The sequence below is a fragment of the Amycolatopsis decaplanina DSM 44594 genome (assembly GCF_000342005.1).
Taxonomy (GTDB): Bacteria; Actinomycetota; Actinomycetes; order Mycobacteriales; family Pseudonocardiaceae; genus Amycolatopsis; species Amycolatopsis decaplanina.
This window is the reverse complement of record NZ_AOHO01000019.1, coordinates 167052-189528: the sequence shown is the minus strand read 5'-3', so window position 1 is coordinate 189528 and position 22477 is coordinate 167052. Positions and strand designations below refer to the sequence as shown.

The window sequence follows — 22477 nt, the reverse complement described above, 5'->3', positions numbered from 1 at the left end:
GTGGCCCGCGTTGTCGTGACCGGGGTCGGCCCGGTGTCGAGCATCGGGATCGGGATCGCCGCGTTCGCCGAGGCGCTCCGCACCGGCCGATCCGGGATCTCGCCCATCACCAGCTTCGACCCGGCCGGGTTCCCGCACCGGAACGCGGGCGAGGTCCAGACCTTCGATCCGGGCGCCCATCTCCGCCGGGTCGACCCCGCGCGGTGGGGGCGGTCCAGCCAGTTCGCGGCCAGTGCCGCACGGCTGGCCGTCGCCGACGCCCGGCTCGACCTGGCGTCGGTGACGCCGGGACGTGCCCACGCGATCATGGGCACCACCAGCGGTGAGTCCGCGGTCGCGGAGGCGCTCACCGAGCAGATCATCGACGGCGGTTTCGCCGCGCAGGACCCGGCCCTGCTGACCCAGCTGCCCGCCAACCGGCTGGCGAACGCGGTCAGCGAGGAGCTGGGGTTGTACGGCGAGTCGCTGACCATCGCGACCGCCTGCTCGGCGAGCAACTACGCGATCGGCTACGCCTACGACCTGCTGGCCGGCGGCGAGGCCGACGTCGTCTTCGCCGGCGGCGCCGATTCGGTGTGCCGCTGGGCGCACGCCGGGTTCTTCCGGCTCGGCGCGCTGGCGAAGGACGCCTGCACCCCGTTCGACAAGAACCGCGCGGGCATCCTCACCGGTGAGGGTGGTGCCGTGCTGGCGCTGGAAACCCTGGATCACGCCAGGAAACGGGGCGCCACGATCTACGCGGAACTGCTCGGGTACGGCGTCAACTGCGACGCCATCCACCCGGTCACACCGGACGCGCCGACGGTCGCGGAATGCATGCGCATCGCGCACCGCAACTCCGGGATCTCACCGTCCGATGTGGACTACATCTGCGCGCACGGCACCGGCACGCAGGTGAACGACCTGGTCGAGAGCAAGGCCGTGATTGAGGTCTTCGGCGAGCGCCCGCCGCCGATCAGCTCGATCAAATCGATGCTCGGTCACACCATGGGCGCGGCCTGCGGGTTCGGGGCGATCGCCTCGACCATCGCGATCGACCGCGGTTTCCTGCCGCCCACGGTCAACTGGACCACCGCGGATCCGGAACTGGGTGTCGACCCGGTGCCGAACGCGGCCCGCCCGGCGAACGTGCGGGTGGTCCAGAACGACGGTTTCGCCTTCGGTGGCAACAACGCCATCGTGATGTTGGGAGCGCCAGAATGAGCGGTGTGGTGGTGACCGGCTGGAGCGCGCTGACCTCCGCGGGCGTCGGCGTGGACGCACTGGCGAAGCGGCTCGCGCTGGCCGAGGCGGGTCAGGTCGAGAAGGGCCAGGATATCGGCGATCTCTACGAAGAGCCGCTGCCCGCGACGAGCGGGCACGTGCTTCAGAGCTTCAGTCCCCGGGAACATCTGGGGCGTAAGGGAACCAGCACCTACGACCGCGCCACCGGGCTCGCCGTGGTGTGCTGCCAGGAGGCGTTGCGCGAGGCCGGGGTGGCACTCGACGACGAGGCCCGCCCGCGGATGGGCGTGGTGCTCGGGACTTCGCTGGGCAGCTTCAAGTCCACCAGCGACTACACCCGCGAGACCCTCGTGCAGGAGAAGCCGTACCTGGTCAACCCGATGCTGTTCCCGAACACGGTGATGAACTGCGCCGCCGGGCAGGTCGCCATCCGGTTCGGTCTCCGCGGGGTGAACACCACGATCGCGGGCGGCACACTCGGTTTCCTCAACGTACTGCGGTACGCGGGCAACGCCATCGAGCGCGGCCACGTCGACGTCGTCGTCGCGGGCGCGGTGGAGGAGTTCACCCCGCACCGCGCGTGGTCGGCGCATCTGACCGGGGCGACCGACGTCGTCGCCGCCGGCGAGGCGGCCGGGATGTTCGTGCTGGCCAAGGAGAACACCCCGGAGTGGGCGGGGACGCGGCGGCGCGCCGGTGTCCTCGCGGTGGCCACGGCCTACGGGCCGGGCGGCGGTGACGCGGCCGAGACCGCGCTCGCCGGGTGTGTGCACCGGGTGCTGACGAAGGCGGGTGCCGACGCGTCCGAGGTGTCCACTGTGTACACCGGCGAGGTCGACGAGGACGACCGCCGAGAGTACGGCCCCATCGTCCGGGCGCTCGGCCACAGCCCGGAACGGGTGATGGTCAAGCGGCTGTTCGGCGAATGCGACGCGGCCTCCGGTGCGGTGGCGCTGGGTGTCCTGCTCGCCGAAGAGCGCGATGCCCGGCCCGGCGGGCTGAGCCTGCTCACCGCGCGGGGCGCGGACGGTGCCGTGGGCGCCGCCATCGTGAGGAGGTACGCCGATGGCGGTCCTGATCGCGGGTAGCGCTGTGCGCACCTGCCTCGGTTCGGGGGCGGAGACGTTCGAGGGCCTGCTCCGCGGCGCTTGTGACGTCTCGCCGCTCCGGTACGGTGATCCCGGAAAGCTGAATGTGGCTTACGGCTACCACGCCGACTTGGACGGTGAGCCGTTCCGTGCTGGACGGCTCCTGGCCGAATGCCTGAAGGAAGCCGTCGAACAGTCCGGTGTGGACACCGCGACGCAGCGGGTCGCCGTCCTCGTCGGCACGGGCCTGCGTGAGCTGTCCGCCGTCGAACGGCTGGCGCTCACCGGCGAGACCACGTCCGCCGATCGGCTGGACTTCGCCGATGTCGTGGCGGCGGCACTGCCCGGTGTCACGGACGTGACCACGGTCGTCAACGCGTGCAGTGCCGGCGGCCACGTGCTCGCGCTCGCGCAGGATCTCCTGGAACTGGGCGAATACGAAGCCGTCGTGGTCGCCACCGCCGACGCGATGACGCGGTCGATGCTCGCCATGATCGGCCGGGTCGCCGAGGAACCGACCGAGCGGGTGCGCCCGTTCGACCGCGAGCGCACCGGCGTGCTCCTCGGTGAGGGCGCGGCGGTGCTCGTCGTCGTGCCCGGGAACTGGGAAGGCCCGGTGCTCGGCCGGGTCGCCGCGACCGGGCTGTCGTGCGACGCCTACCACGCCACGGCGCCGGACGTCGAGGGCATCGCCCGCGCGATGTCCGACGCCTACACGCGTGCGGGCCGCGCACCGTCCGATGTGGACATAGTGGTGGCGCACGCGACCGGCACCGCGCTCAACGACCCGGTCGAATGCGACGCGCTGCGCAAGGTCGTCCTCGGTGGCGGTGGGAACCCTCTCGTCACCGCCGTCAAGGGCTCGACGGGGCACACCTCCGGCAGCGCCGCACTGGTCAACGTGGATGTCGCGCTGCGGATCTTCGCCTCCGGCCAGGTTCCCGCTGTCGCCGGCCTGACCGATCCGCTCGATGAGGGAACGGGACTACGACTGGTCATCGGCGACGCGGTCGCCGCACGGCCGGATCTCGTGCAGGTCAACGCGTTCGGTTTCGGCGGGGTCAACGCCGTCACGCTGCTGGAGCGGGCATGACCAGCCGCGGCAGGGAAACCCGGCTGCTGCTCACCGGCTGGAGCCTGCATCTGCCCGGGGTCCCGGAGTTCGACGGTGCGACGCCGGAGAAGGCCGCCACCGTCCTGGGGCGGAAAGGGCTGCTGTACAAGGAACCCTCGACTCGCCTGGCGTTGTGCGCGGTCCATCGCGCGCTCGGCTTCGAACCGGGACAACGGGCGACCGGGCCGATCGAAACCGGCACCGCGGTGGTCGCGTGCAGCAACCTTGGCAACGTCGAAACGGTCGCGAAGGTCACGCGCGCGGTCGAGGCGGGAGGTGGCCGGGCGGTGAGCGTGCTCGACGCGCCCAACGTGTCGCCGAACGTCGTGGCCAGCACGGTCGCGCTGTGGTTCGGCTTCGGCGGCCCCAACCTGATGCTGTGCTCCGGCAGCACGGCCGGGCACGCCGGCCTGCGGATGGCGAGCCTGCTGCTGCGCTCCGGCCGGGCCACGCGGGTGGTGCTGGTGGGGGCGGAGCCGGAGGACGAGATCGCCTCGATCCTGCACGACGGGCCGCTGCGCGCGGGGAGCGCGTGCGTGATCCTCGAGCCCTGGTGCGAAAAGGCCGGACAGGTCGTCGTCGACGTCGACCCGTCGGAGGCCGCACCGCCGCCCCGGCGCACGGTCGGCCCCGGCGGTTTCGACGTGAAGGAACAGTGGGGCGACTTCTACGGCGCGCACGGCGTCGTGGAGCTCGCGCTCGCCGCTCACTTCGCCGTCGCGGAAGGCGAAGGCCGCGTGGGTATCGGCCCGCGGCGTCCGGACGGCGGGCCGTCGGTCACCGTCACCGAGCACAGCGATGAGATGGGGTACCGGTGAACGGTTCGGCGGTGAAGGCGCACACGATCTCGCCCGGCAGGCCCGGTGCGCCGCTGGTGCTGTTCGCGCACGGGATGGAGGGCCACTGGAAGAGCTGGACGCCGCTGGCCGCGCATCTCGACCAGGGTTACCGGGTCGTCTCGCTGGAGCTGCCGTGGAAGGCGGGCAACGACTTCCGCTGGCGCAACCGCTCCTTCGGCGAGTGGCTCGGTGACGGTCTGGACATGGTCGGCGCCACTCCGGACGTCCTCGTGGCGCATTCGTTCGGCGCCAACGCCGCGCTGGAGCTGATGTGCGCACTCGACCCGCGCGTCGGTTCGTCGGTGGCGTTGTTCTGCCCCTTCTACCGCCTGCCCCGGTACGAGGTGACCTGGCGGATGTTCGAGCGTTCGCGCGAGACGTTCACCGCGCACGTCGGGGAGGGTGTCCGCGCCAGGCTCGGGAGGCGAGCGGCCACTTTGGACCCCGAGGTCGTCGAGGGCATGGTCAAGATCGCGCTGAACCGCGCCGGGCCGCTCGGCTTCGCGGCGGTGTTCGACCGTTACGCCGCGAGCGCCGACCTCCAGCTCGGCAACGTCGAGATCCCGACGAAGGTGCTGGTCGGCGGCCTGGACCCGACGCTGCCCGCCGAGTCGGCGCGTGCGCTCGCCGACGGCATGCCGGGGGCGACGCTGCACACGCTCGACCGCGGCGACCACTTCTTCCACGTCCGCTACGCCCGGTACGCCGCGGCCGAGGTGACCGGCCTCGTCGAAGACGTCCGGACTCTTCCGAAGGTAGGTGAACTCCGATGACCGCAGTCCTGCGGCCAAGCCGGACCGTCACGCACGGCCGCCCCGCGTTCGAGGGCGCCAACATCCGCACCTGGATCGGTTTCAAGCACTTCATGTACCTGGTCGAGCAGGGTGTCCTGCAGTGGCTGCGCGACCAGGGCACGAGTGCGCGCGACCTGTTCCTCGAACACGGTCTCGGCGCGGAGATCGTGGACTGCTCGGTGCAGCTGCCCGCGGTGCTGGAACTCGACGACGAGGTCGAGGTCGAGGTCACCCCCGGTCGCGGCGACAAGCTGAACGTCCAGCTCTCGGTGGTCCGCGACGGCGCGAAGGTCACCGTGCTGCGCGGCAAGGTCACCGTCGCGCTGGTCCGCGAGCGCGCGGCCGACAGCAGGGCGGCCGCTCCCGAGGCCTTGGCGCATCTGGAAGTTCCGGCGCTGAAGTCCACTCCTGCGCGGATCGCGATCCCGGCGGGGGAGACCGCCGAGTCGGTGCTGACCGCGCCGCCGGGCGCGTTCCTGTGGTCGTGGCGGGCGCCGTACTTCTACTGCCACTACTCAGACCGCGTCCAGCACTCCGGCTTCGTCCGGACGCTGGAGGAGGTCGTCGACCGGTACCTCGCCGACCGCGGCATCTCCGTCGGCCGCATGCTGTCCGAACGCGCGTGGATCCCGGTCGTCTCCCGCGCCCGCGTCCGGCTGCTGGAGGACGCGCGGATGGAGGAGACGGTGCACACCGTGTTCACCGTGACCGACATCCTGCGCGGGGTCATGTTCGACGGCCGCATGGACTGTTACGTCCAACGTGGACAGGAGCTGATCCCGGTCGCCACCGCCCAGATCCTGCACGGCTACGCCATCGCGGCCGGACCGGGCGCGGGCGGGATGGCCGAGCTGGACGAGGGCGTCGTGCACGCGCTGATCGGGGACCGGACGTGAGCCGGCCCGCCAAGCTGTACTTCTCGCTGCGCAGCCCGTACAGCTGGCTCGCGATCAACAAACTGCGTGACGAGGTGCCCGGTGCCCTCGAACAGCTGGAGTGCTACCCGTACTGGGACCCGGACACGGTGACCGGCACCGGCCTCGACGAGCGCGGCGGCGAGTTCCATTACGTGCAGATGAGCCGCGCGAAGCATCTGTACATGCTGATGGACACCAAACGGATCGCCGAGCAGCAGGGCCGCAAGATGGCCTGGCCGATCGACATCGAACCGTGGTGGGAGCTGCCGCACCTGGCCTGGCTGCGTGCCCGCCGCGAGGGTGTCGAGTGGCCTTTCTACGACGCGCTGAACGAGGCGCGCTGGGGCCGCGGCGACAACATCTGCGAGCCCGACATCGTGCGTGCCGCGGCCGAGCGGGCCGGGCTCGATCCGGAGCTGGCCGTCGGCGCCGTCGACGACCCGGAGATCCGCGCCGAAGGGGTCGACTGCCTCTACCAGGCCTATCTCGACGACATCTTCGGCATCCCCTACTTCAAGTGGGGCCGCCACCGCTTCTGGGGATTCGACCGGCTGGACGCTTTCCTCGGGGTCTGGCGGCCGGCGGTGCGAGAGGAGCGCGCGGCATGAGCGAGGACCAGGAAGCCACGGTCACGGAGCTGCCCACCGACCAGTGGTACGGCGTGCCCGCCGAGCTGCTGGACGAGGGCGCCGCCTACGACTGGGACAGTCCGGGCGGCTGCGGATGAGGACCGTCGAAGAGGAACGGCTCTACCGCAAGCAACGCCTGGCGGCGACCATGCGGCTGTTCGCGGTGCGCGGTTTCGACGAGGGCGCGGGCGGGCACGTGACCGCCCGCGACCCCGGCGATCCGGAGAGGTTCTGGATCAACCCGTTCGGTGTCCACTTCGGACATGTCCGGGTCAGCGACCTGCTGCTGGTCGACAGCCGGGGCGAAATCGTCGAGGGCGACGGGAGGATCAACCCGGCCGGGTTCGTCATCCACTCGCACGTCCACGCGGCGCGGCCCGACGTCGTCGCGGTCGCGCACGCGCATTCCACCTACGGGCGCGCGTGGGCGGCGCTCGGCCGCAAACTCGACCCGATCACCCAGGACGCGTGCGCGTTCTACGAGGACCACGAGGTCTTCGACGAGTTCGGCGGCGTGGTGCTGGATTCCGACGAGGGCAAACGGATCGCGGTCCGGCTCGGCACGGGCAAGGCGGTGATCCTGCGCAACCACGGGCTGCTGACGGTCGGCGGCACGGTACAGGAGGCGGCCTGGTGGTTCACCACCATGGACAGCTCGTGTCACGTGCAGTTGCTCGCGGAGGCGGCCGGGAAGCCCGTGCCGATCGAGCCCGGGGTCGCGCGGCACACCGCGTCGACCATCGGCACGCCGGGGATGGGGCGGCTCAACTTCCGGCCGCTGTACGCCGATCTCGTGCGCCGCCAACCGGATTTGCTGGAGTGAGCCTGTTGGCGGAGCTGAAGAGGTAGCTGAAAAACGGCCGGACGCGTGAACGCCCTGCCGACGTCGACCGCGGGTTCACCAACGGACACTGAGGGGAAGGTCATGCCGGTTCTGCTGAACGACTACATCACCGAGGGCGGCGACGGGACCGCGATCGTCGACGAGGCGGGCGCGGTCGGCTGGCGTCTGCTGGGGGAGCGGGTGAACCGCTGGATCACCCTGCTGCGCGAGCGCGGGCTCGGCGAAGGAGACCGGCTGGCCTGCGTGCTCGGCAACCGCCGGGAGACCTTCGAGGTCCTGCTGGCCTGCCTGCACTCCGGGATCACCGTGGTGCCGGTCAACTGGCACCTCACCGATCCCGAAATCGCCTACATCGTCTCGGATTCCGGGAGCAAGGCCCTGGTCGTCGAGCCCTCGTACGCCGAGACGGCCGGCCGCGCGGTGGCCAGGTCCACCGGCGAGTGCACGACGCTGTTCGTCACCGGTTCCTCGGACGAGGCCGGGTTCGAAGCGGTGGAACCGTTGCTGGCCCGGATGTCCGCGGCCGAACCCGAGGGACAGACCTGCGGGGCCACGATGTTGTACACGTCGGGGACCACGGGCGCGCCCAAGGGGGTGTTGAACGGCCTTTTCGTCGTCGGCGCGCCGTTCTCCCGGGTGGGGAAACTGACCCGGTACGCGAACGTCGTCCTGGACGTCCCGTCGCGCGAACGGTGCCTGCTCGACGGGCCCTGGTACCACTCGTCCCAGCTGTTCTTCTCGCTGCTCGGGCTGTTGCTGGGCTCGACGCTGGTGATCCGCCGGTCCTTCGATCCCGAGTCCACTTTGGACATCATCGACCGGGAGCGGATCACCGCCGCGCATCTGGTGCCCACCCAGTTCATCCGCCTGCTGCGGCTGCCCGCGGAGGTCCGTGAGCGGTTCTCGGGGGCGAGCCTCGGCCGCGTGTGGCACGGCGGAGGTCCGTGCTCGCCGGAAGTCAAACGCCGGATGATCGACTGGTGGGGCCCCGTGCTGACGGAGTACTACGGCGCCACCGAGGGCGGCGCGGTCACCCTTACCGGTTCGCGGGACTGGCTCGCGCACCCCGGCAGTGTCGGTAAGGCGGTCCCGCCGAACGAGATCGTGATCCTCGGCGAGGACGGCACGCCGCGACCGCCCGGCGCGACCGGGCAGGTGTTCGTCCGGCGGGTCAAAGGTCAGAGCTTCTCGTATCACAACGCCCCCGAGAAGACGCGGTCCGCGCATCTGGAGCCGGGCACCTTCACCTTCGGCGACGTCGGTCATCTCGACGAGGACGGCTTCCTCTACCTCACGGGACGCGCGCAGGACATGATCGTTTCCGGCGGGGTCAACGTCTACCCGGCCGAGATCGAGGCCGTGCTGCTCAACCATCCGGTGGTCCAGGACGTCGCGGTGATCGGCGTCCCCGACGACGAGTTCGGCGAGCGGGTGGCCGCCGTCGTCGAGGTCACCGCCGACGCGCCTGACGATCTGTTCGCCGTGCTGGACCCGTTCTGCCGCAAGTCCTTGGCGGGGTTCAAGACACCGAGGACGTACCACGTCATCCCGCGCCTGCCCCGTGAAGCGACCGGCAAGCTCCGCAAGGACGTCCTGCGCGAGAGCTTCGCCGCGATCGGGATCGAGCGGCCCGACATCGCCCATCCGGCGACGTTCGCCGACGGTGTGCCGCACGCGGAGTTCGCCCGTCGCCGTGAGACAGAACCGGTGGCCTGGACCCCGGAACCGTTGCTGACCAGGCACTCCAGCGCCGGCAGCACCACCCAGCGCGGCTCCGGCTACTGGGCGGTGACGCGCTACGACGACGTCTACTCGGTGTCACGGCGGCCCGAAGAGTTCTCGTCCGCGGCCAAGGGCGCCTTCCTGCCCGACCCGCGCACGCCGGGCGACCTCAAGCAGACCCGGCAGCTGCTGGTCAGCATGGACGGCCCCGAGCACGTCCGGATCCGCCGTCTGGTCGCGACCGCGTTCACCCCCAAATCGGTCCGTGGGCTGAGCGACAGCATCGCCGGGCACGCCCGGCGGCTGGTGGAGAAGGTCACCGCAGCCGGGGAGTTCGACGCCGTCACCGACTTCGCCGCCGAGATGCCCCTTCTCGTCCTGTGCGACCTGCTCGGGTTCCCGCCGGAAGACCGGCACCTGCTCTACCGCTGGAGCAACGCGCTGGTCGGCTTCGACGACCCGGAGTTCGGCGGTGGCGACGTCGAGGCCTACCGCCGGACCTTCGCCGAGGCGTTCGCCTACGCGATGAAGCTCGGCCTGAACCGGCGCGAGACCCCGACCGGCGACCTGATCAGCCGCCTGGTCAACGCCGAAGTCGACGGGAAACACCTGAGCGATCGGGAGTTCTGCAGCTTCTGGCTGCTGCTGGTGGTCGCGGGCAACGAGACCACCCGGCATCTGATCTCCGGTTCGCTGGAGGCACTGGTGAACAACCCGGCCGAACGCGACAGGCTGGTGTCCGGCGAAGTGCCGGTGGCCACCGCGGTCGACGAGCTGATCCGCTGGGTCACGCCGATCATGCAGTTCCGCCGCACCGCCGTGCGGGACACGGAGATCGCCGGGCAGCCGATCGCCGAGGGCGACAAGGTCGTCGTCTACTACACCTCGGCCAACCGCGACCCGGCCGTGTTCACCGACCCGGACCGGCTCGATCTCGGCCGCGATCCCAACCCCCACCTGGCCTTCGGCATCGGCCCGCATTTCTGCCTCGGCGCGCATCTGGCCAGGCTGGAGATGTCGACGCTGCTGACCGAACTGCTGCCGCATCTGTCCCGCCTGCGCCTGACCGGACCGGTGACCCGGCTGGAGTCGAACTTCGTCTCCGGCGCCAAGTCCATGCCCGCGCGCTTCGGATGATTCCACGAGAAAGGGAGGCCGTCGTGCCCTCGAAACCTGTCCAGCCGAGCCGTGCGGGAACGGTCCCCTGGCCCGCCGACCTCGTCGCGCGCTACGTCGCCGAAGGCCACTGGAAGGGCCAGGCGCTCGCTTCGCGGTTCGTGGCCGCCGCCGACGCGACTCCGGACGCGGAAGCGCTGACCGACGGCGACTTCCGGCTGACCTACGCCGAACTGCTGTCCCGTGTGGACGGTGCCGCCCAGCGCTTGCGCGCACTGGGACTCCGGCCCGACGACCGGCTCCTGGTGCAGTTGCCCAACGGCTGGGAGTTCGTCGTGCTGACGCTGGCGTGCTTCCGGCTCGGCGTGATCCCGGTGATGGCGCTGATCCAGCACCGCAGGCACGAACTGTCCTATCTGGCCGAGCTGTCCGAGGCGCGCGCGATCGCCGTGCCGGACCGCGTCAAGGACTTCGACCATCAGGAACTGGCGGCCGGGATCGCCGCCGGTGCCGAGACGATCGAGCACGTCATCGTCGCCGGGAACGCCCGCGACGGGCACGTGGACCTGCGCGCGCTGTGCGCCCCGGCTTCGGATCCGGTGGCGGCGCGCGCCGAACTGGACGCGCTGACGCCCGACCCGCGCTCGGTCGCGCTGCTGATCCTTTCCGGCGGCACCACGGGCCTGCCGAAACTCATCGCACGTACCCACGACGATTACGCCTGCTATGTCGACGGATCCGCGGACGCGTTCGGTTTCACCGCCTCGTCGGTGTATCTCGCCGTGCTGCCGTTCGGGCACAACTACCCGCTGAGCGCGATCCTCGGCGTGCTGTGGGCGGGCGGGCGGGTGGTCGTCTCGCCGTCGCCGTCCCCCCGTGACTCGCTGGGCGCGATCGAAGCCGAGCGTGCCACGGTGACGTCGGTGGTGCCGGCGATCGTGGTGCGCTGGCTCGAGTGCCGCGAAGCCGACCGGCACCACGACCTGTCCTCGTTCGAGGTGCTGACCCTGGGCGCCGCGCGGCTGCAGGATCAGCTGGTCCGCCAGATCAGCTCGGTGTTCGGCTGCACACTTCAGCAGGGCTACGGGATGGCGGAGGGGCTGACCAACCTCACCCGGCTGGACGACCCGTTCGACATCACCTGCGACACCCAGGGCCGCCCGATCAACCCGGCCGACGAACTTCGGGTCGTCGATCCCGACGGGAACCCCGTCCCGCCGGACGAACAGGGCGAGCTGATCACCCGCGGCCCGTACACGATCCGTGGTTACTACCGCGCGCCCGAGCACAACGAGCGCGCCTTCACCCCGGATGGCTGGTACCGCACGGGCGACGTCGTGCGGCTGCGCCCGGACGGCTACGTCGTCGTCGAAGGGCGCACCAAGGACGTGATCAACCGCGGTGGTGAGAAGATCGCGGCCGAGGAGGTCGAATCCTTCGCCTACCAGCTCGATTCGGTGGAGATGGCGGCCTCCGTCGCGATGCCGGACCCGGTGCTCGGCGAGCGCGGCTGCCTCTACGTCGTGCCGACACCCGGCACTTCCGTCGAACTGCAGGACGTCATCGACGTCATGGAGACGGCGGGGGTGGCCCGGTTCAAACTGCCGGAGCGTCTGGTGATCGTCGACGCGATGCCGCGCACCCCGATCGGGAAGATCGACAAGAAGGTGCTGCGGGCGGATATCGCGCGACGGCTGGAAGAAGAAGCCGCCTGACCCCGCTTTCCCCGCGTCGTGAGTGGTAAGGACGGTTCTAACCGTCCTTACCACTCACGAGCATTTTTTAAGCCGCGAATGCTCGCAGAATGGAATAAGACGGAACCCGTTCAGCGATGCGAAGCTTGCAGGGCAGCCGGTTACCGGCCTGGGTTCCGCCGCGTGACGTGGAAATGCTCGAACGCGGTTCACCCCCATCGCTTTGGGAGAAAGGACGCACAATGAGCGTTACCGCAACGTGGAAAGGCGGGCCGCCCGCAGCCGCGGAAAAGCCGGCCAAACAACGCTATCTGGCCGTCGACGGCCTTCGCGGGGTCTGCGCGCTGGCCCTGCTCTTCACACACGTCGCGATGATCGCGGGGGTGCTGGGCACCAAGGAACTCGGCGGCACGATCGCCTCGACCAGCGCGGTCGGTGGGTTCTTCACCGGTGGCTTGCAGATCTTCGCCGGCGTCTTCTTCGTGCTCACGGGCATGTTCGTCTACCAGGGGTTCGCGAAGTCGATCATCAACGGAACCCCGCGCAAACGCGAAGGCACGGTCATCCGCCGTGCGCTGCGCCTGCTCCCCGCGTACTACGTGATGTACTTCGTGGTCCTCATCGCGCTGAACCTCCAGCAGGTCGACAGCGTGTGGGACGTCCTCCGTCCGATGGCGCTGCTGCACATCTACGACTGGGACGGCTGGAGCAACGGCATGGAGATCACCTGGACCGTGCCGGACATGGCGCAGTTCTACCTCCTGCTGCCGTTGCTCGCCTGGGCGACCTTCAAGTTCGCCTCCCGCGGTGAGACCGCGCGGGCGCGGGCGTACCGGATGATGCTTCCCGTGCCGGTGCTGTTCGCGGCCGGCATCGCCTGGCTGCTGTACTCGCAGATGAACGGCCTCGGCACCCGTGCGCTGTTCTGGTACCCGATGGGCCTGATGCCGGAGGTCGCGATCGGCATGGTCATCGCGATCTGGCTGGAGCTGCAGAAGGCCGCGCCGGGCGAGGCGCCCAAACTGCTCACCTTCGCCGGCCGCCACCGCGTCCTGTTCCTGGGCATCGCGCTGACCTGCCTCCTGATCAACTGTGCCCGCCCCGGCAGTGAAATCGGCATGGACGATTACTACAGTCTCACCGCACTGGGGATCTTCTACGGCCTCCTGGCCATTCTCTCGGCGAGCCTGTTGCTCTCGATGGTCGCGCCCGGACCCGAATCGCGCCTGATCCGCGCCGTGTTCACCAACCGGGTGATCCTGTTCATCGGCAAGATCTCCTACGGCGTCTACCTGTGGCAGTTCGCGGTGATGCACTTCTACCTGCAGAAGCCGAACGCCTACTTCAACGGGGAGCCGATGCCGTTGATGCTGATCCGCGCCGGTACCGGGTTCTGGGAGCTGCAGCTGGTCACCCTGGTCGGCACGATCATCCTGTCGACGATCTCGTACTACCTGTTGGAACGCCCCTTGATGAACTGGGGTGAGCGGGTCATCAAACGCCGGGCCGCTCGCAAGGCGGCCGCTGTCCCACGGCAGCGTGAGGAATCGGTTCCGGTGTAGTCCCTGCCATCGGACCCGTCGGCCTGGCGTCCGCCACAAGCGGGCGCCAGGCCGTTCCCACATCCGCGTCCCGGAGGTTCGCCGTGTCCTTTTCCGCCCCCTTGAAAGGTTTCCAGGTCCGGATCCCCGGCTCCGGCCCGGCCGTCGAGACGGCTCACGACCGGCTGCGGATGCTGGAGGCCGATGTCGATGCCGCGCGTTCCGGCCTCTTCGGCTTGAGCGGGCCGGGTGTTTCGGTCGAGGCCTGCCTGCGTGGACCGCTCCCGGAGAACCTCGTGCAGGCCGACTGCGGGATCATGGCCTTGCACGGACGGTCCGAGGCACAGCCGCGGCCGCTGGGCGTCGACTACGTTTCGGTGCTCACCGGGATCGCCGCCGTCCAGGGCCTGCTGGCCGCGACTTTGGCTCAGCTGCGGGGAAATCCGGTGTCGCGGGTCGAGCTGGGAGCGAACGGTGTCGCGCTGCTCGCGGTCGGGCAGTACATCGCCGCCGCCACCGCGGACGAGGACCCCGAAGGCTCCGAAGGCACGCCGTCGACAGCACGGCCGCCGTTCGTCTCCGCCGACGGGGTCGCGTTCGAGGTCGAGGCCTTCAGCGGCGAGGCCTGGCAGGGATTCTGGGCTTCGCTGGGGGCGCCGGAGCGCGCGATCGCCCGGGGCTGGCGGCCGTTCCTCCTCCGCTACGAACGCGCGTCGGTGTGGCTTCCGCGCGAGCTTCATGAGGCGGCCGAGTCCACCTCGTTCGAGGGAATCCGCGCGACCGCCGCCTCGACCGGGATGCACGTCTGTCCTGTCCGGACGATGGCCGATCGGCGCGCCGATCCCGACGCGGGCTCGCCACCGTGGTCGTTCCGTGCCGGCCGGGCGGCGCCGCCCGTGTCCGGCACGGATACCGGTCTGCCGCTCGCCGGGGTCCACGTCGTCGAGTCGACCCGCCGGGTGCAGGGCCCGCTGGCGACCCGGCTGCTGTCACTGCTCGGCGCGACCGTCACCCGGATCGAACCGCCGGGCGGCGACCCCCTGCGGGGCATGCCGCCGATGGCGGGTGACTGTTCGGCGAAGTTCCGTGTGCTCAACGACGGCAAGCGGATAGCCGAGATCGACTTCAAGTCGGCGGCGGGGCGTGCCGAGGTCCTGGACCTGGTCCGCGACGCCGACGTCTTCCTGCACAATTGGGCGCCGGGCAAGGACGTCGAGCTCGGTCTGGACGCGGCGGCCATGCACGCGGTGAACCCCGGGCTGGTCCACGCGACCGCGTCCGGCTGGGGCGACGCGCTGGGGGAGCACCCACCGGCCGGTACGGACTACATGGTCCAGGCCTACTCCGGGGTGGCCGACGCGCTGGCGTCTTCCGGCGCACCATCACGCCCGACGTTGATGATCATGGTGGACGTCGCCGGTGGATTCGTTTCGGCGGAAGGGATCCTGGCCGCGCTGGTGGCGCGTCACCGCACCGGCCGTGGCGGCGAGGTCACGACGTCGCTGCTCGGCGCGGCCGACGCACTGTTGCGCGAGCCGTCGCCAGCCGCCGTCGACGGTGTCTTCGCGGCGGCCGACGGGCTGCTCGCGATCGTGACCGAGGACGTCGCGGCACTGTGCTCGATCCTCGACATTCCCGTGCCACCGCCGGAAGAACTGCCCGACGCGATCACCAAGGCGCTGGGCACGAGGCCGGTGGCGGAATGGAAAGGCAGGCTGGGCTCGATCATGGTGCCCGTCCGGCGTGATCTCGGCACCCTCGTCTCGAGCCATCCCGAACGGTTCGAACGGAACGGATGCGCGATCGCCACTTCGCCGTGGATCTTTGGAGGAGCTTCGTGATGAGTGGGAACACGCTGGGCGTGCTGGGCTCCGACGTCAAGGTGGGGTTGCCTGACGGGACGAAGATCGCCTACGCCAACCTGGACTACGCGGCGAGCGCGCCCTGCTTGCGTGAAGTGGCCGACGTGGTGGGGGAGCTGCTTCCGCTCTACGCGAGCGTGCACCGGGGCGCGGGCGCGCTTTCCCAGCTGTGCACGGAAAAGTACGAGCTCGCCCGCGCGTCCGTCACCGCGTTCCTCGGCTGTCGCGTCGACGACGAGGTGGTGTTCACTCGCAACACCACCGACGCGCTGAACCTGCTCGCCCACGCCGTTCCACCGGACACCGTGGTCATCACGTTCGAAGGCGAACACCACGCGAACCTCTTGCCATGGAAAGAAGTCGTCCGGCTCCCGGCGCCTTCATCACCGGCTGCGGCGGTTTCGGCCGTCACGACCGCGCTCGCCGGGCAGACCACCGAACGTCCCATTCTGCTGGCCGTCACCGGAGCGTCCAATGTGACCGGTGAGGTCTGGCCACTCGCCGATCTCGCCGCCACCGCCCACCGCTTCGGCGCCCGCATCGCGGTCGACGCGGCCCAGCTCGCGCCCCACCGGCGGATCGACATCGCCGCGCTCGACCTCGACTACGTCGCGTTCTCCGGCCACAAGCTGTACGCCCCTTTCGGTACCGGCGTACTCGCGGGCCGGGCCGACTGGCTGGACCGCGCGCGGCCGTACCTCTCTGGTGGCGGGGCCACCGCGCACGTCGGGGACACACCCGGCGAAGTCGACTGGGCGGTCGGCGCCGCGCGGCACGAGGCGGGCTCCCCGAACGTCATCGGCGCGGTGGCGCTCGCCGCCGCGTGTGATGCCCTCGCGGCGGCGGACCTGGACACGCTCCGGGCCGACGAGGACGCCCTGATGAACCGGTTGCACGACGGCCTGGCGGGAATCCCAGAGGTACGGATCCTGGGTGCAGGCGACAGCTGGCCGGACCGACTGGGCATCGTGTCTTTCACTGTCGACGGCGTCGAGACGCGCACCGTGTCCACCCGGTTGGCCGCGGAGTTCGGCATCGGCGTGCGCGACGGGCTGTTCTGCGCCCACCCGTTCACCCGGCGGCTGCTGGACCAGGCGGGCGCGACCGCGCCGACCGCGGTGCGCGCCAGCATCGGCGTCGGCACGACGACCGAGCACATCGACCGCCTGGTCACCGGGATCCGGACGATCGCCGGATCCCGAGTCCCGGCTGATCCCGCTGTTCGCGTCGGACACTACGACGGGTGAAACGGCGCAAGACACAGGGATCGACGCCGGACCATTCTCACCCAGGCCCTGCAGGCGGCGTTCCGCGCCGCGAGGGTGGACTGGGACACTTGCCACCGCGAGGACCGGGGCGATCAACCTTGCGTTCCGGCTACTGGACGCCGAGCCGCTGAAGGCCGCGCTGGATCAACCTGCCGGACGATCGGTGCGCACCGGACTTCTCGACGAGCACGAGCGGACCGGTCCGAATCCTGGCGGTCGTCGTCACGTTCGCTGCCTTGGTCTTCGGACTGGCCGCCTCGGCTGCCGGGGCTGTCGGTCGGCGATCACCGGAGCCGGCATCGGCACGACAGCCGATTGCGATGACTCCGGGTTGACGATCTCGGAAACCGGCGGCATGCGGCCGGTCGGGCCGACGTCGGACTGCACCGGACAGCTGACCGTGGCGCTTTCCCCTGACACTCACCATGTCGTGTTCGACTGCGGCGACGGCCAAGTCGACGGCAGACTCTTACAAGACCGGGAAGAGCACCTAAGGCTGCTCTGGTCGCCCAGCGAGATCGACGACTACACCAGACAACGCGGCTAGCCGAGGACATCTCGCCGACCGGGGCTTGCCCGGACAGCCGCCGAGTGGATTCATGCCAGGGCAATGCCATAAAAAAATCAGGGACCATGGTGAAGTCCCTGACCTGTGTGCCCTCGGCAGGATTCGAACCTGCGACACCTGCCTCCGGAGGGCAGTGCTCTATCCCCTGAGCTACGAGGGCGTTGCCGCCTGAGCGACGTGGGAAGCTTAGCGCATGCCCCCGCGGGCTCTCGCGAGTGGTGGTCGTTAACCGTTGTGGTGCTCGACGAGGCGGGCCGGCAGGCCGGTCAGCTGTTCGCGTTCGGCGGGGTCCAGCGGCGCGAGGAAGGTGTCCTGCGTGTCCCTGACCAGTTCTTCAGCTGGTTCAGGCGTGTGCCGGTGTCGGTGAGGCTGAGCAGGTTGCGCCTGCCGTCGGCCGGGTCGGGGCCTCGTGAGTGGTAAGGACGGTTCTAACCGTCCTTACCACTCACGAGGCTCGACAGAACAATGGTGGCTCGCCGGAGTCGGCGCTGTCCTGGCGGCAGACGCTCGACGCGATCTCTGTCTACTGGTTCACCGGGACGTCTCGGCCGTTGAAGTTCCTTCGGGTATCTCGATCTTCCCGCGCGAGATCGTCCGCCCTTCACGGCGCTGGGCGGAGCTGCTGGCCAAGGGCGGTCACTTCGCGGTGTTCGAGCAGCCCGAGGCTTTCGTCGGCCGGTTGCGGGGTTCTTCCGGTCACTCCGGTAGCGGTGCGTGTCGATTCCAGGTTTCGGGAAGGCCCTCCTGGGGGATGGCTTCCGTGTGTGGCTTAAGACAGGGTGAACTTAGGCTCACCTGTATTGCACATATGCGCATGTGACAATATATTCGGCCTGTCGACTTCACGAGAGGCGGAGCAATGGGTCACGGGCACGGGCATGGGACGGTCTCGCCGTCGAGCGCGTCAGGCCGCTACCTCAAGAGCCTGACGATCGCCCTGGTCATCGGCGCCGGCTTCATGGTCATGGAGTTCATCGTCGGGTTCGCCACGGGCTCGCTCGCGCTGATCTCCGACGCCGCGCACATGTTCACCGACGTCCTCGGCGTCGGCATGGCGCTGGCGGCCATCCTGCTCGCCCGGCGCAGCGGCCCGACCCTCACTCGGACGTTCGGGTTCTACCGCGCCGAAGTGCTCGCGGCGCTCGGCAACGCCATCCTGCTGTTCGGCGTGGCGGGTTACGTCCTGGTCGAGGCCATCGGCCGGATCAGCGACCCGCCCGCCGTGCCCGGCCTGCCCGTTTTGCTGGCCGCCGCCGCGGGTCTCGTCGCGAACATCGTCTCCTTCCTGGTCCTGCGCAAGGGCGCGGAGGAGAGCATCAACGTCCGGGGCGCGTACCTCGAAGTCCTCGCCGACCTGATCGGCTCCGTCGGTGTGCTGCTGAGCGGCGCGATCACCCTGCTGACCGGCTGGCGCTACGCCGACCCGATCATCGGTGTCGCGATCGGCCTTTTCGTCCTGCCTCGCACCTACGCCCTCGCCCGGCGCGCGCTGCGGATCCTGTTCCAGCACGCGCCGAAGGGGGTCGACGTCGCCGGCATCCAGGCCGAACTGGGCGGGCTGAAGGGCGTCGAGGACGTCCACGACCTGCATGTCTGGACGCTGACTTCGGGGATGGAGGTCGCTTCGGCGCACCTCACCATCGCGCCCACCGTCGAGCAGGCGGAGGTGCTGACCGAGGCGCAGAACCTCCTGGCGAACCGCTACTCGATCGAGCACGCGACCTTGCAGATAGAAGTGCCCCAATGCGCGCAACGCTGCCGGGAACTCTCCTGGTAGCGCACCCCCTTACGCAATTCGGCACCTGCTTGCGGTGGTTGGCAGTACGAACCACCGCAAGCAGGTGCCGAATTGCGTGACAGGGGAGTGCGTCAGGCGGGCAAGGGGGCCGCGCCGCGTTCCTGGAGGAGGTTCTTCATCAGCGTCATCTCCGCGCCCTGCGAGACGAGCATGCTCCGCGTCAGCGACTTCACGTCCGCGATGGACGTGTGGTCGTTGCCGTACTGGGCCATCTCCGTCCCGCCCATGTGGTGCCGCAGCATCAGCTGGAGGAAGAAGACGTCCATCTCCTTGCCGGTCAGCGACCGCAGCTTGGCCAGCTCGGCCGACGTCGCCATTCCCGGCATCGGTGCGCCGTTCGACGGCTTCATGTCGGCGCCACCGTGCCCGGAGTGCCCGGCCATCGGCTCGGTCATCCAGGTCATGTAGGCACCGGTCGTCTGCTCGGGCTGGCCCCACAGGCCCAGCCAGCCCTTCATCCGGCCGACCTGGCCGGTCTGCGTGCGCTCGATGTCGAACGCGAGGGTCTTGATCGCCGGATCGGTCGTGTGGTCCCGCGCCCAGCCCGCCATGGTGACGGCCTGGAGGTGGTGCACCGACATGTCCTGCGCGAAGCCGACCTCGACCGAGCCCGCGCCCGGGGTCGGCTGCTCCGGCTCGGAGTCGATCAGCCTGGTCGTCAGGGCGCCGACGCCGAAGCCCAGGATCAGCATGACGACCAGGGCGGCCCCGATCACCAGCCATCGGCTCTTGACCGACCGTGAGGTCTCGTCCGGTTCGTCGACGTACTGGAGATCGGGGTCCATCCGGCTCACTACTTGCTCGCGGGCGCCGAGGGCTGGGTCGCGGGCGCGGACGGCATGCCGCTCTGGCCGGCGCCGGGCTGGTCCTGCTGCGTGCCGGCGGTGCCCTTGTAGTCCATCGGCTTGGCGTCCGGACCCGGCGGGGTCGGGTCGAAGTCGCCCGGCTCGATCTGCGCGTCGCAGGTGGCGTCACGCTCGGGGTACGCGCCGTACGGGTTGGTGCGCAGCGCCGCGATGAACTGGTCGATCCGCTCGTCGGAGGCGGAGTCCAGCTTCAGCTGGTGGCCCCAGGACTGCAGGGAGATCGGCTTGTCGAGGTTCGGGTACGGCGACATGACCGTGTACGGCTTGCCCTCGACGCGCACCTTCAGCAGGTCGAGCGCCTCGCCGGAGATCTGAGCCGGGTTGTAGGCGATCCAGACCGCGCCATGCTCGAGACCGTGGACCATGTTCTCGTTGCGGACGGCCTTCTCATAGACGACGCCGTTGCACGCGGCCCAGGCCTGGTCGTGCGGGCCGCCGTAGGGCGGGATCTTGTCGTAGGCGACGCGTTCGGTGGCCGAGACGTGCACGGAGCCCTCGTAGGTCGCCGTGGTCACGCCGTTGATCCGCTTGGAGGGGTCAGGGTCCTGCTGCGAGGGCGCGAAGGCGGCAGCGGCCTCTTCGCGGGTCTTCTGCTCGCGCTTCGGCGCCGAAGCGACCATGTAGTAGGTGACCACCGAGGCAGCCAGGGCGACGATCGCGACGACCGCGATGATCGTGCCCCAGGGCGTGCCCTTCTTGGACACGACGGAACTACGGGCGGCCTTCATGGCGTTCTTCGACGACGCGCCCTTTTTTCTGGTTGTCCCGTTAGCCATGGCTCCTGCGTTCTCCAAAGGGGTGGTCCCTGCGCGGGCCAGTGTAGAGACCGCGCGTCTGATCACCGTGAACGCACCGGTTGATCACCGGCTTGGCTCACACCTTCCGGCGGTCGCTGCCAAGCCCGGACCAGGTCACACCTAGAATTCCGCGAGTGACTCCCGCAGCTCTCGCCGAACTGGTCCGTAACTCCGCCGTGCAGGTTCTCACCGCGCGCGGCCTCGACGATTCCGTGCTGCCGGAGAAGGTGACGATCGAGCGTCCCCGCAATCCCGAGCACGGCGATTACGCGACCAACCTGGCACTGCAGGTGGCCAAGAAGGCGGGGATGAAGCCCCGGGACTTCGCCGACGCGCTGGCCGAGGCGCTTTCGGCCGCCGACGGCATCGACTCGGCCGAGGTCGCCGGGCCGGGTTTCCTCAACCTGCGGCTCGCCGCCGACGCGCAGGGCCAGATCGTCCAGCAGGTGCTCGACGCCGGGGAGAAGTACGGCCTCGGTGACGCGCTCGCGGGCGTCAAGATCAACCTCGAGTTCGTCTCGGCGAACCCGACCGGCCCGATCCACCTCGGCGGCACCCGCTGGGCCGCGGTCGGCGACGCGCTGGGCCGCGTGCTGTCCGCGCAGGGCGGCCAGGTCACCCGGGAGTACTACTTCAACGACCACGGCGCGCAGATCGACCGCTTCGTCCGCTCCCTGATCGCCGCCGCCAAGGGCGAGCCCGCCCCCGAGGACGGCTACGCGGGCGGCTATATCAACGACATCGCCGCCGAGGTCATCCGCCAGGAGCCGAGCGCGCTGTCGCTGCCGGACGATGAGCGGGCCGAGACCTTCCGCCGGGTCGGCATCGAGCTGATGTTCTCCGAGATCAAGCAAAGCCTGCACGACTTCGGCACCGATTTCGACGTCTACTTCCACGAGAACTCGCTGCACGAGTCCGGCGCGGTCGCGTCGTCGGTCCAGCAGCTGAAGGACTCCGGGAACCTGTACTTCGAGGACGGGGCCTGGTGGCTCAAGTCCAAGGAGCACGGCGACGACAAGGACCGCGTCGTCATCAAGAAGGACGGCAACCCGGCCTACATCGCCGGTGACCTGGCCTACTTCCAGGACAAGCGCAAGCGCGGCTTCGACCTCTGCATCTACATGCTCGGCGCGGACCACCACGGCTACATCGCCCGGCTCAAGGCCGCCGCGGCCGCCTTCGGCGACGACCCGGCCGTGGTCGAGGTGCTGATCGGCCAGATGGTCAACCTGGTCTCCGAAGGCAAGCCGGTCCGGATGAGCAAGCGCGCCGGCACCGTCATCACCATGGAGGACCTGGTCGGCACCGTCGGCGTCGACGCGGCCCGCTACGAGCTGATCCGCTACTCGGTCGACTCCACTTTGGACATCGACCTCGACCTGCTTCGCAAGCACTCCAACGATAACCCGGTCTACTACGTCCAGTACGCCCACGCGCGGCTGGCCTCGTTGCAGCGCAACGCTTCCGACCTGGGCTTGAAAACCGATGGCGCTGTCGACTTCGGCTTGCTTACGCTGCCTGCCGAGGGCGATCTGATCCGCACGATCGGCGAATTCCCGACCGTCCTCCGCCGGGCCGCAGAGCTGCGCGAACCGCACCGCGTCGCCCGGTACCTCGAAGAGCTCGCCGGCGCGTACCACAAGTTCTACACGGTCGGCCGTGTCCTTCCCCAGGGCGACGAAGAGGCCACCCCCCTCACGTTCGCCCGGCTCGCGCTGTGCGAGGCCGCCCGCCAGGTGCTGGCGAACGGCCTCAACGTGCTCGGTGTCTCTGCTCCGGAACGGATGTAACGAAGA

Annotated in this window: 19 protein-coding genes and 1 tRNA gene; 17 read left to right on the top strand and 3 right to left on the bottom strand. The window is 69.6% G+C overall.

Translation table 11 applies throughout. From position 1 onward, the window contains the following. The 15 genes from H074_RS02150 (at position 1) to H074_RS02085 (ending at position 17199) form a co-directional block, all read left to right on the top strand. Positions 1-1203, top strand: a complete 1203-nt coding sequence (locus tag H074_RS02150) for a beta-ketoacyl-[acyl-carrier-protein] synthase family protein (RefSeq protein ID WP_007028371.1) — start codon at positions 1-3, stop codon at positions 1201-1203. Then, on the top strand, positions 1200-2312 hold the full coding sequence (locus H074_RS02145; protein WP_007028370.1) for a beta-ketoacyl synthase N-terminal-like domain-containing protein: 1113 nt from the start codon (positions 1200-1202) through the stop codon (positions 2310-2312). The genes H074_RS02150 and H074_RS02145 overlap by 4 nt, the downstream gene beginning before the upstream one ends. Then, positions 2290-3405, top strand: coding sequence for a beta-ketoacyl synthase N-terminal-like domain-containing protein (locus H074_RS02140; protein WP_007028369.1), 1116 nt, complete (start codon positions 2290-2292; stop codon positions 3403-3405). The genes H074_RS02145 and H074_RS02140 overlap by 23 nt, the downstream gene beginning before the upstream one ends. Continuing rightward, on the top strand, positions 3402-4244 hold the full coding sequence (locus H074_RS02135; protein WP_007028368.1) for a beta-ketoacyl synthase N-terminal-like domain-containing protein: 843 nt from the start codon (positions 3402-3404) through the stop codon (positions 4242-4244). Before H074_RS02140 ends, H074_RS02135 begins: the two co-directional genes overlap by 4 nt. After that, a complete protein-coding gene (locus H074_RS02130) occupies positions 4241-5038 on the top strand; it encodes an alpha/beta fold hydrolase (protein WP_007028367.1) in 798 nt (265 codons plus the stop codon). Before H074_RS02135 ends, H074_RS02130 begins: the two co-directional genes overlap by 4 nt. Next, positions 5035-5955 carry a thioesterase family protein gene (locus tag H074_RS02125; protein ID WP_007028366.1) on the top strand — a complete coding sequence of 307 codons (921 nt, stop codon included), beginning with the start codon at positions 5035-5037 and terminating at the stop codon, positions 5953-5955. The genes H074_RS02130 and H074_RS02125 overlap by 4 nt, the downstream gene beginning before the upstream one ends. Next, entirely contained in the window at positions 5952-6584 is a 633-nt protein-coding gene (locus H074_RS02120; RefSeq protein WP_007028365.1) for a 2-hydroxychromene-2-carboxylate isomerase, read from the top strand. The genes H074_RS02125 and H074_RS02120 overlap by 4 nt, the downstream gene beginning before the upstream one ends. Beyond that, the gene (locus H074_RS41960) at positions 6581-6703 is read left to right on the top strand and encodes a hypothetical protein (RefSeq protein ID WP_255431380.1); all 123 of its coding nucleotides are present in this window, start codon (positions 6581-6583) and stop codon (positions 6701-6703) included. The genes H074_RS02120 and H074_RS41960 overlap by 4 nt, the downstream gene beginning before the upstream one ends. Then, positions 6700-7428: a class II aldolase/adducin family protein gene (locus H074_RS02115; protein ID WP_007028364.1), complete on the top strand. Its 729-nt coding sequence runs from the start codon at positions 6700-6702 to the stop codon at positions 7426-7428. The genes H074_RS41960 and H074_RS02115 overlap by 4 nt, the downstream gene beginning before the upstream one ends. Before the next feature lie 102 nt (positions 7429-7530). Next, complete coding sequence (locus H074_RS02110) at positions 7531-10308, top strand: cytochrome P450 (RefSeq protein WP_007028363.1); 2778 nt, start codon at positions 7531-7533, stop codon at positions 10306-10308. A gap of 23 nt (positions 10309-10331) precedes the next feature. Continuing rightward, positions 10332-12002 carry a (2,3-dihydroxybenzoyl)adenylate synthase gene (locus H074_RS02105; RefSeq protein ID WP_007028362.1) on the top strand — a complete coding sequence of 557 codons (1671 nt, stop codon included), beginning with the start codon at positions 10332-10334 and terminating at the stop codon, positions 12000-12002. 221 nt (positions 12003-12223) lie between these two features. Further along, complete coding sequence (locus tag H074_RS02100; RefSeq protein WP_007028361.1) at positions 12224-13543, top strand: acyltransferase family protein; 1320 nt, start codon at positions 12224-12226, stop codon at positions 13541-13543. A gap of 83 nt (positions 13544-13626) precedes the next feature. Beyond that, positions 13627-15363 carry a CoA transferase gene (locus tag H074_RS02095; protein WP_007028360.1) on the top strand — a complete coding sequence of 579 codons (1737 nt, stop codon included), beginning with the start codon at positions 13627-13629 and terminating at the stop codon, positions 15361-15363. Next, positions 15363-16631: an aminotransferase class V-fold PLP-dependent enzyme gene (locus H074_RS02090; protein ID WP_007028359.1), complete on the top strand. Its 1269-nt coding sequence runs from the start codon at positions 15363-15365 to the stop codon at positions 16629-16631. Before H074_RS02095 ends, H074_RS02090 begins: the two co-directional genes overlap by 1 nt. 352 nt (positions 16632-16983) lie before the next feature. Next, positions 16984-17199, top strand: coding sequence for a hypothetical protein (locus H074_RS02085; RefSeq protein WP_039921226.1), 216 nt, complete (start codon positions 16984-16986; stop codon positions 17197-17199). Positions 17200-17307: 108 nt separating this feature from the next. Here the strand turns inward: H074_RS02085 and H074_RS02080 are convergent. Beyond that, a tRNA-Arg gene (locus H074_RS02080) sits at positions 17308-17380 on the bottom strand. 699 nt (positions 17381-18079) lie between these two features. On the opposite strand from H074_RS02080, the gene H074_RS02070 reads away from it, so the two are divergent. Next, entirely contained in the window at positions 18080-18997 is a 918-nt protein-coding gene (locus H074_RS02070; protein WP_007028356.1) for a cation diffusion facilitator family transporter, read from the top strand. A 92-nt stretch (positions 18998-19089) separates the two neighbouring features. Here H074_RS02070 and H074_RS02065 read toward each other — a convergent pair whose 3' ends face one another. Further along, the gene (locus H074_RS02065) at positions 19090-19803 is read right to left on the bottom strand and encodes a DUF305 domain-containing protein (RefSeq protein WP_007028355.1); all 714 of its coding nucleotides are present in this window, start codon (positions 19801-19803) and stop codon (positions 19090-19092) included. Positions 19804-19811: 8 nt separating this feature from the next. Beyond that, a complete protein-coding gene (locus H074_RS02060; protein ID WP_007028354.1) occupies positions 19812-20612 on the bottom strand; it encodes a DUF3105 domain-containing protein in 801 nt (266 codons plus the stop codon). A 203-nt stretch (positions 20613-20815) separates the two neighbouring features. Here H074_RS02060 and argS point away from each other — a divergent pair, with 203 nt between their 5' ends. Next, positions 20816-22471 (top strand): arginine--tRNA ligase, encoded by a 1656-nt coding sequence (argS, locus tag H074_RS02055; protein WP_007028353.1) that lies wholly within the window; start codon positions 20816-20818, stop codon positions 22469-22471. Positions 22472-22477: the final 6 nt, after the last annotated feature.

Bases quoted from the DNA above. Each gene is read 5' to 3' on its own strand.
- H074_RS02060 (WP_007028354.1), bottom strand. From the start codon at position 20,612: ATGAAGGCCGCCCGTAGTTCCGTCGTGTCCAAGAAGGGCACGCCCTGG.
- H074_RS02100 (WP_007028361.1), top strand. From the start codon at position 12,224: ATGAGCGTTACCGCAACGTGGAAAGGCGGGCCGCCCGCAGCCGCGGAA.
- H074_RS02070 (WP_007028356.1), top strand. From the start codon at position 18,080: ATGGGTCACGGGCACGGGCATGGGACGGTCTCGCCGTCGAGCGCGTCA.
- H074_RS02110 (WP_007028363.1), top strand. From the start codon at position 7,531: ATGCCGGTTCTGCTGAACGACTACATCACCGAGGGCGGCGACGGGACC.
- H074_RS02115 (WP_007028364.1), top strand. From the start codon at position 6,700: ATGAGGACCGTCGAAGAGGAACGGCTCTACCGCAAGCAACGCCTGGCG.
- H074_RS02135 (WP_007028368.1), top strand. From the start codon at position 3,402: ATGACCAGCCGCGGCAGGGAAACCCGGCTGCTGCTCACCGGCTGGAGC.
- H074_RS41960 (WP_255431380.1), top strand. From the start codon at position 6,581: ATGAGCGAGGACCAGGAAGCCACGGTCACGGAGCTGCCCACCGACCAG.
- H074_RS02090 (WP_007028359.1), top strand. From the start codon at position 15,363: ATGAGTGGGAACACGCTGGGCGTGCTGGGCTCCGACGTCAAGGTGGGG.
- H074_RS02140 (WP_007028369.1), top strand. From the start codon at position 2,290: ATGGCGGTCCTGATCGCGGGTAGCGCTGTGCGCACCTGCCTCGGTTCG.
- H074_RS02065 (WP_007028355.1), bottom strand. From the start codon at position 19,803: ATGGACCCCGATCTCCAGTACGTCGACGAACCGGACGAGACCTCACGG.
- H074_RS02125 (WP_007028366.1), top strand. From the start codon at position 5,035: ATGACCGCAGTCCTGCGGCCAAGCCGGACCGTCACGCACGGCCGCCCC.
- H074_RS02145 (WP_007028370.1), top strand. From the start codon at position 1,200: ATGAGCGGTGTGGTGGTGACCGGCTGGAGCGCGCTGACCTCCGCGGGC.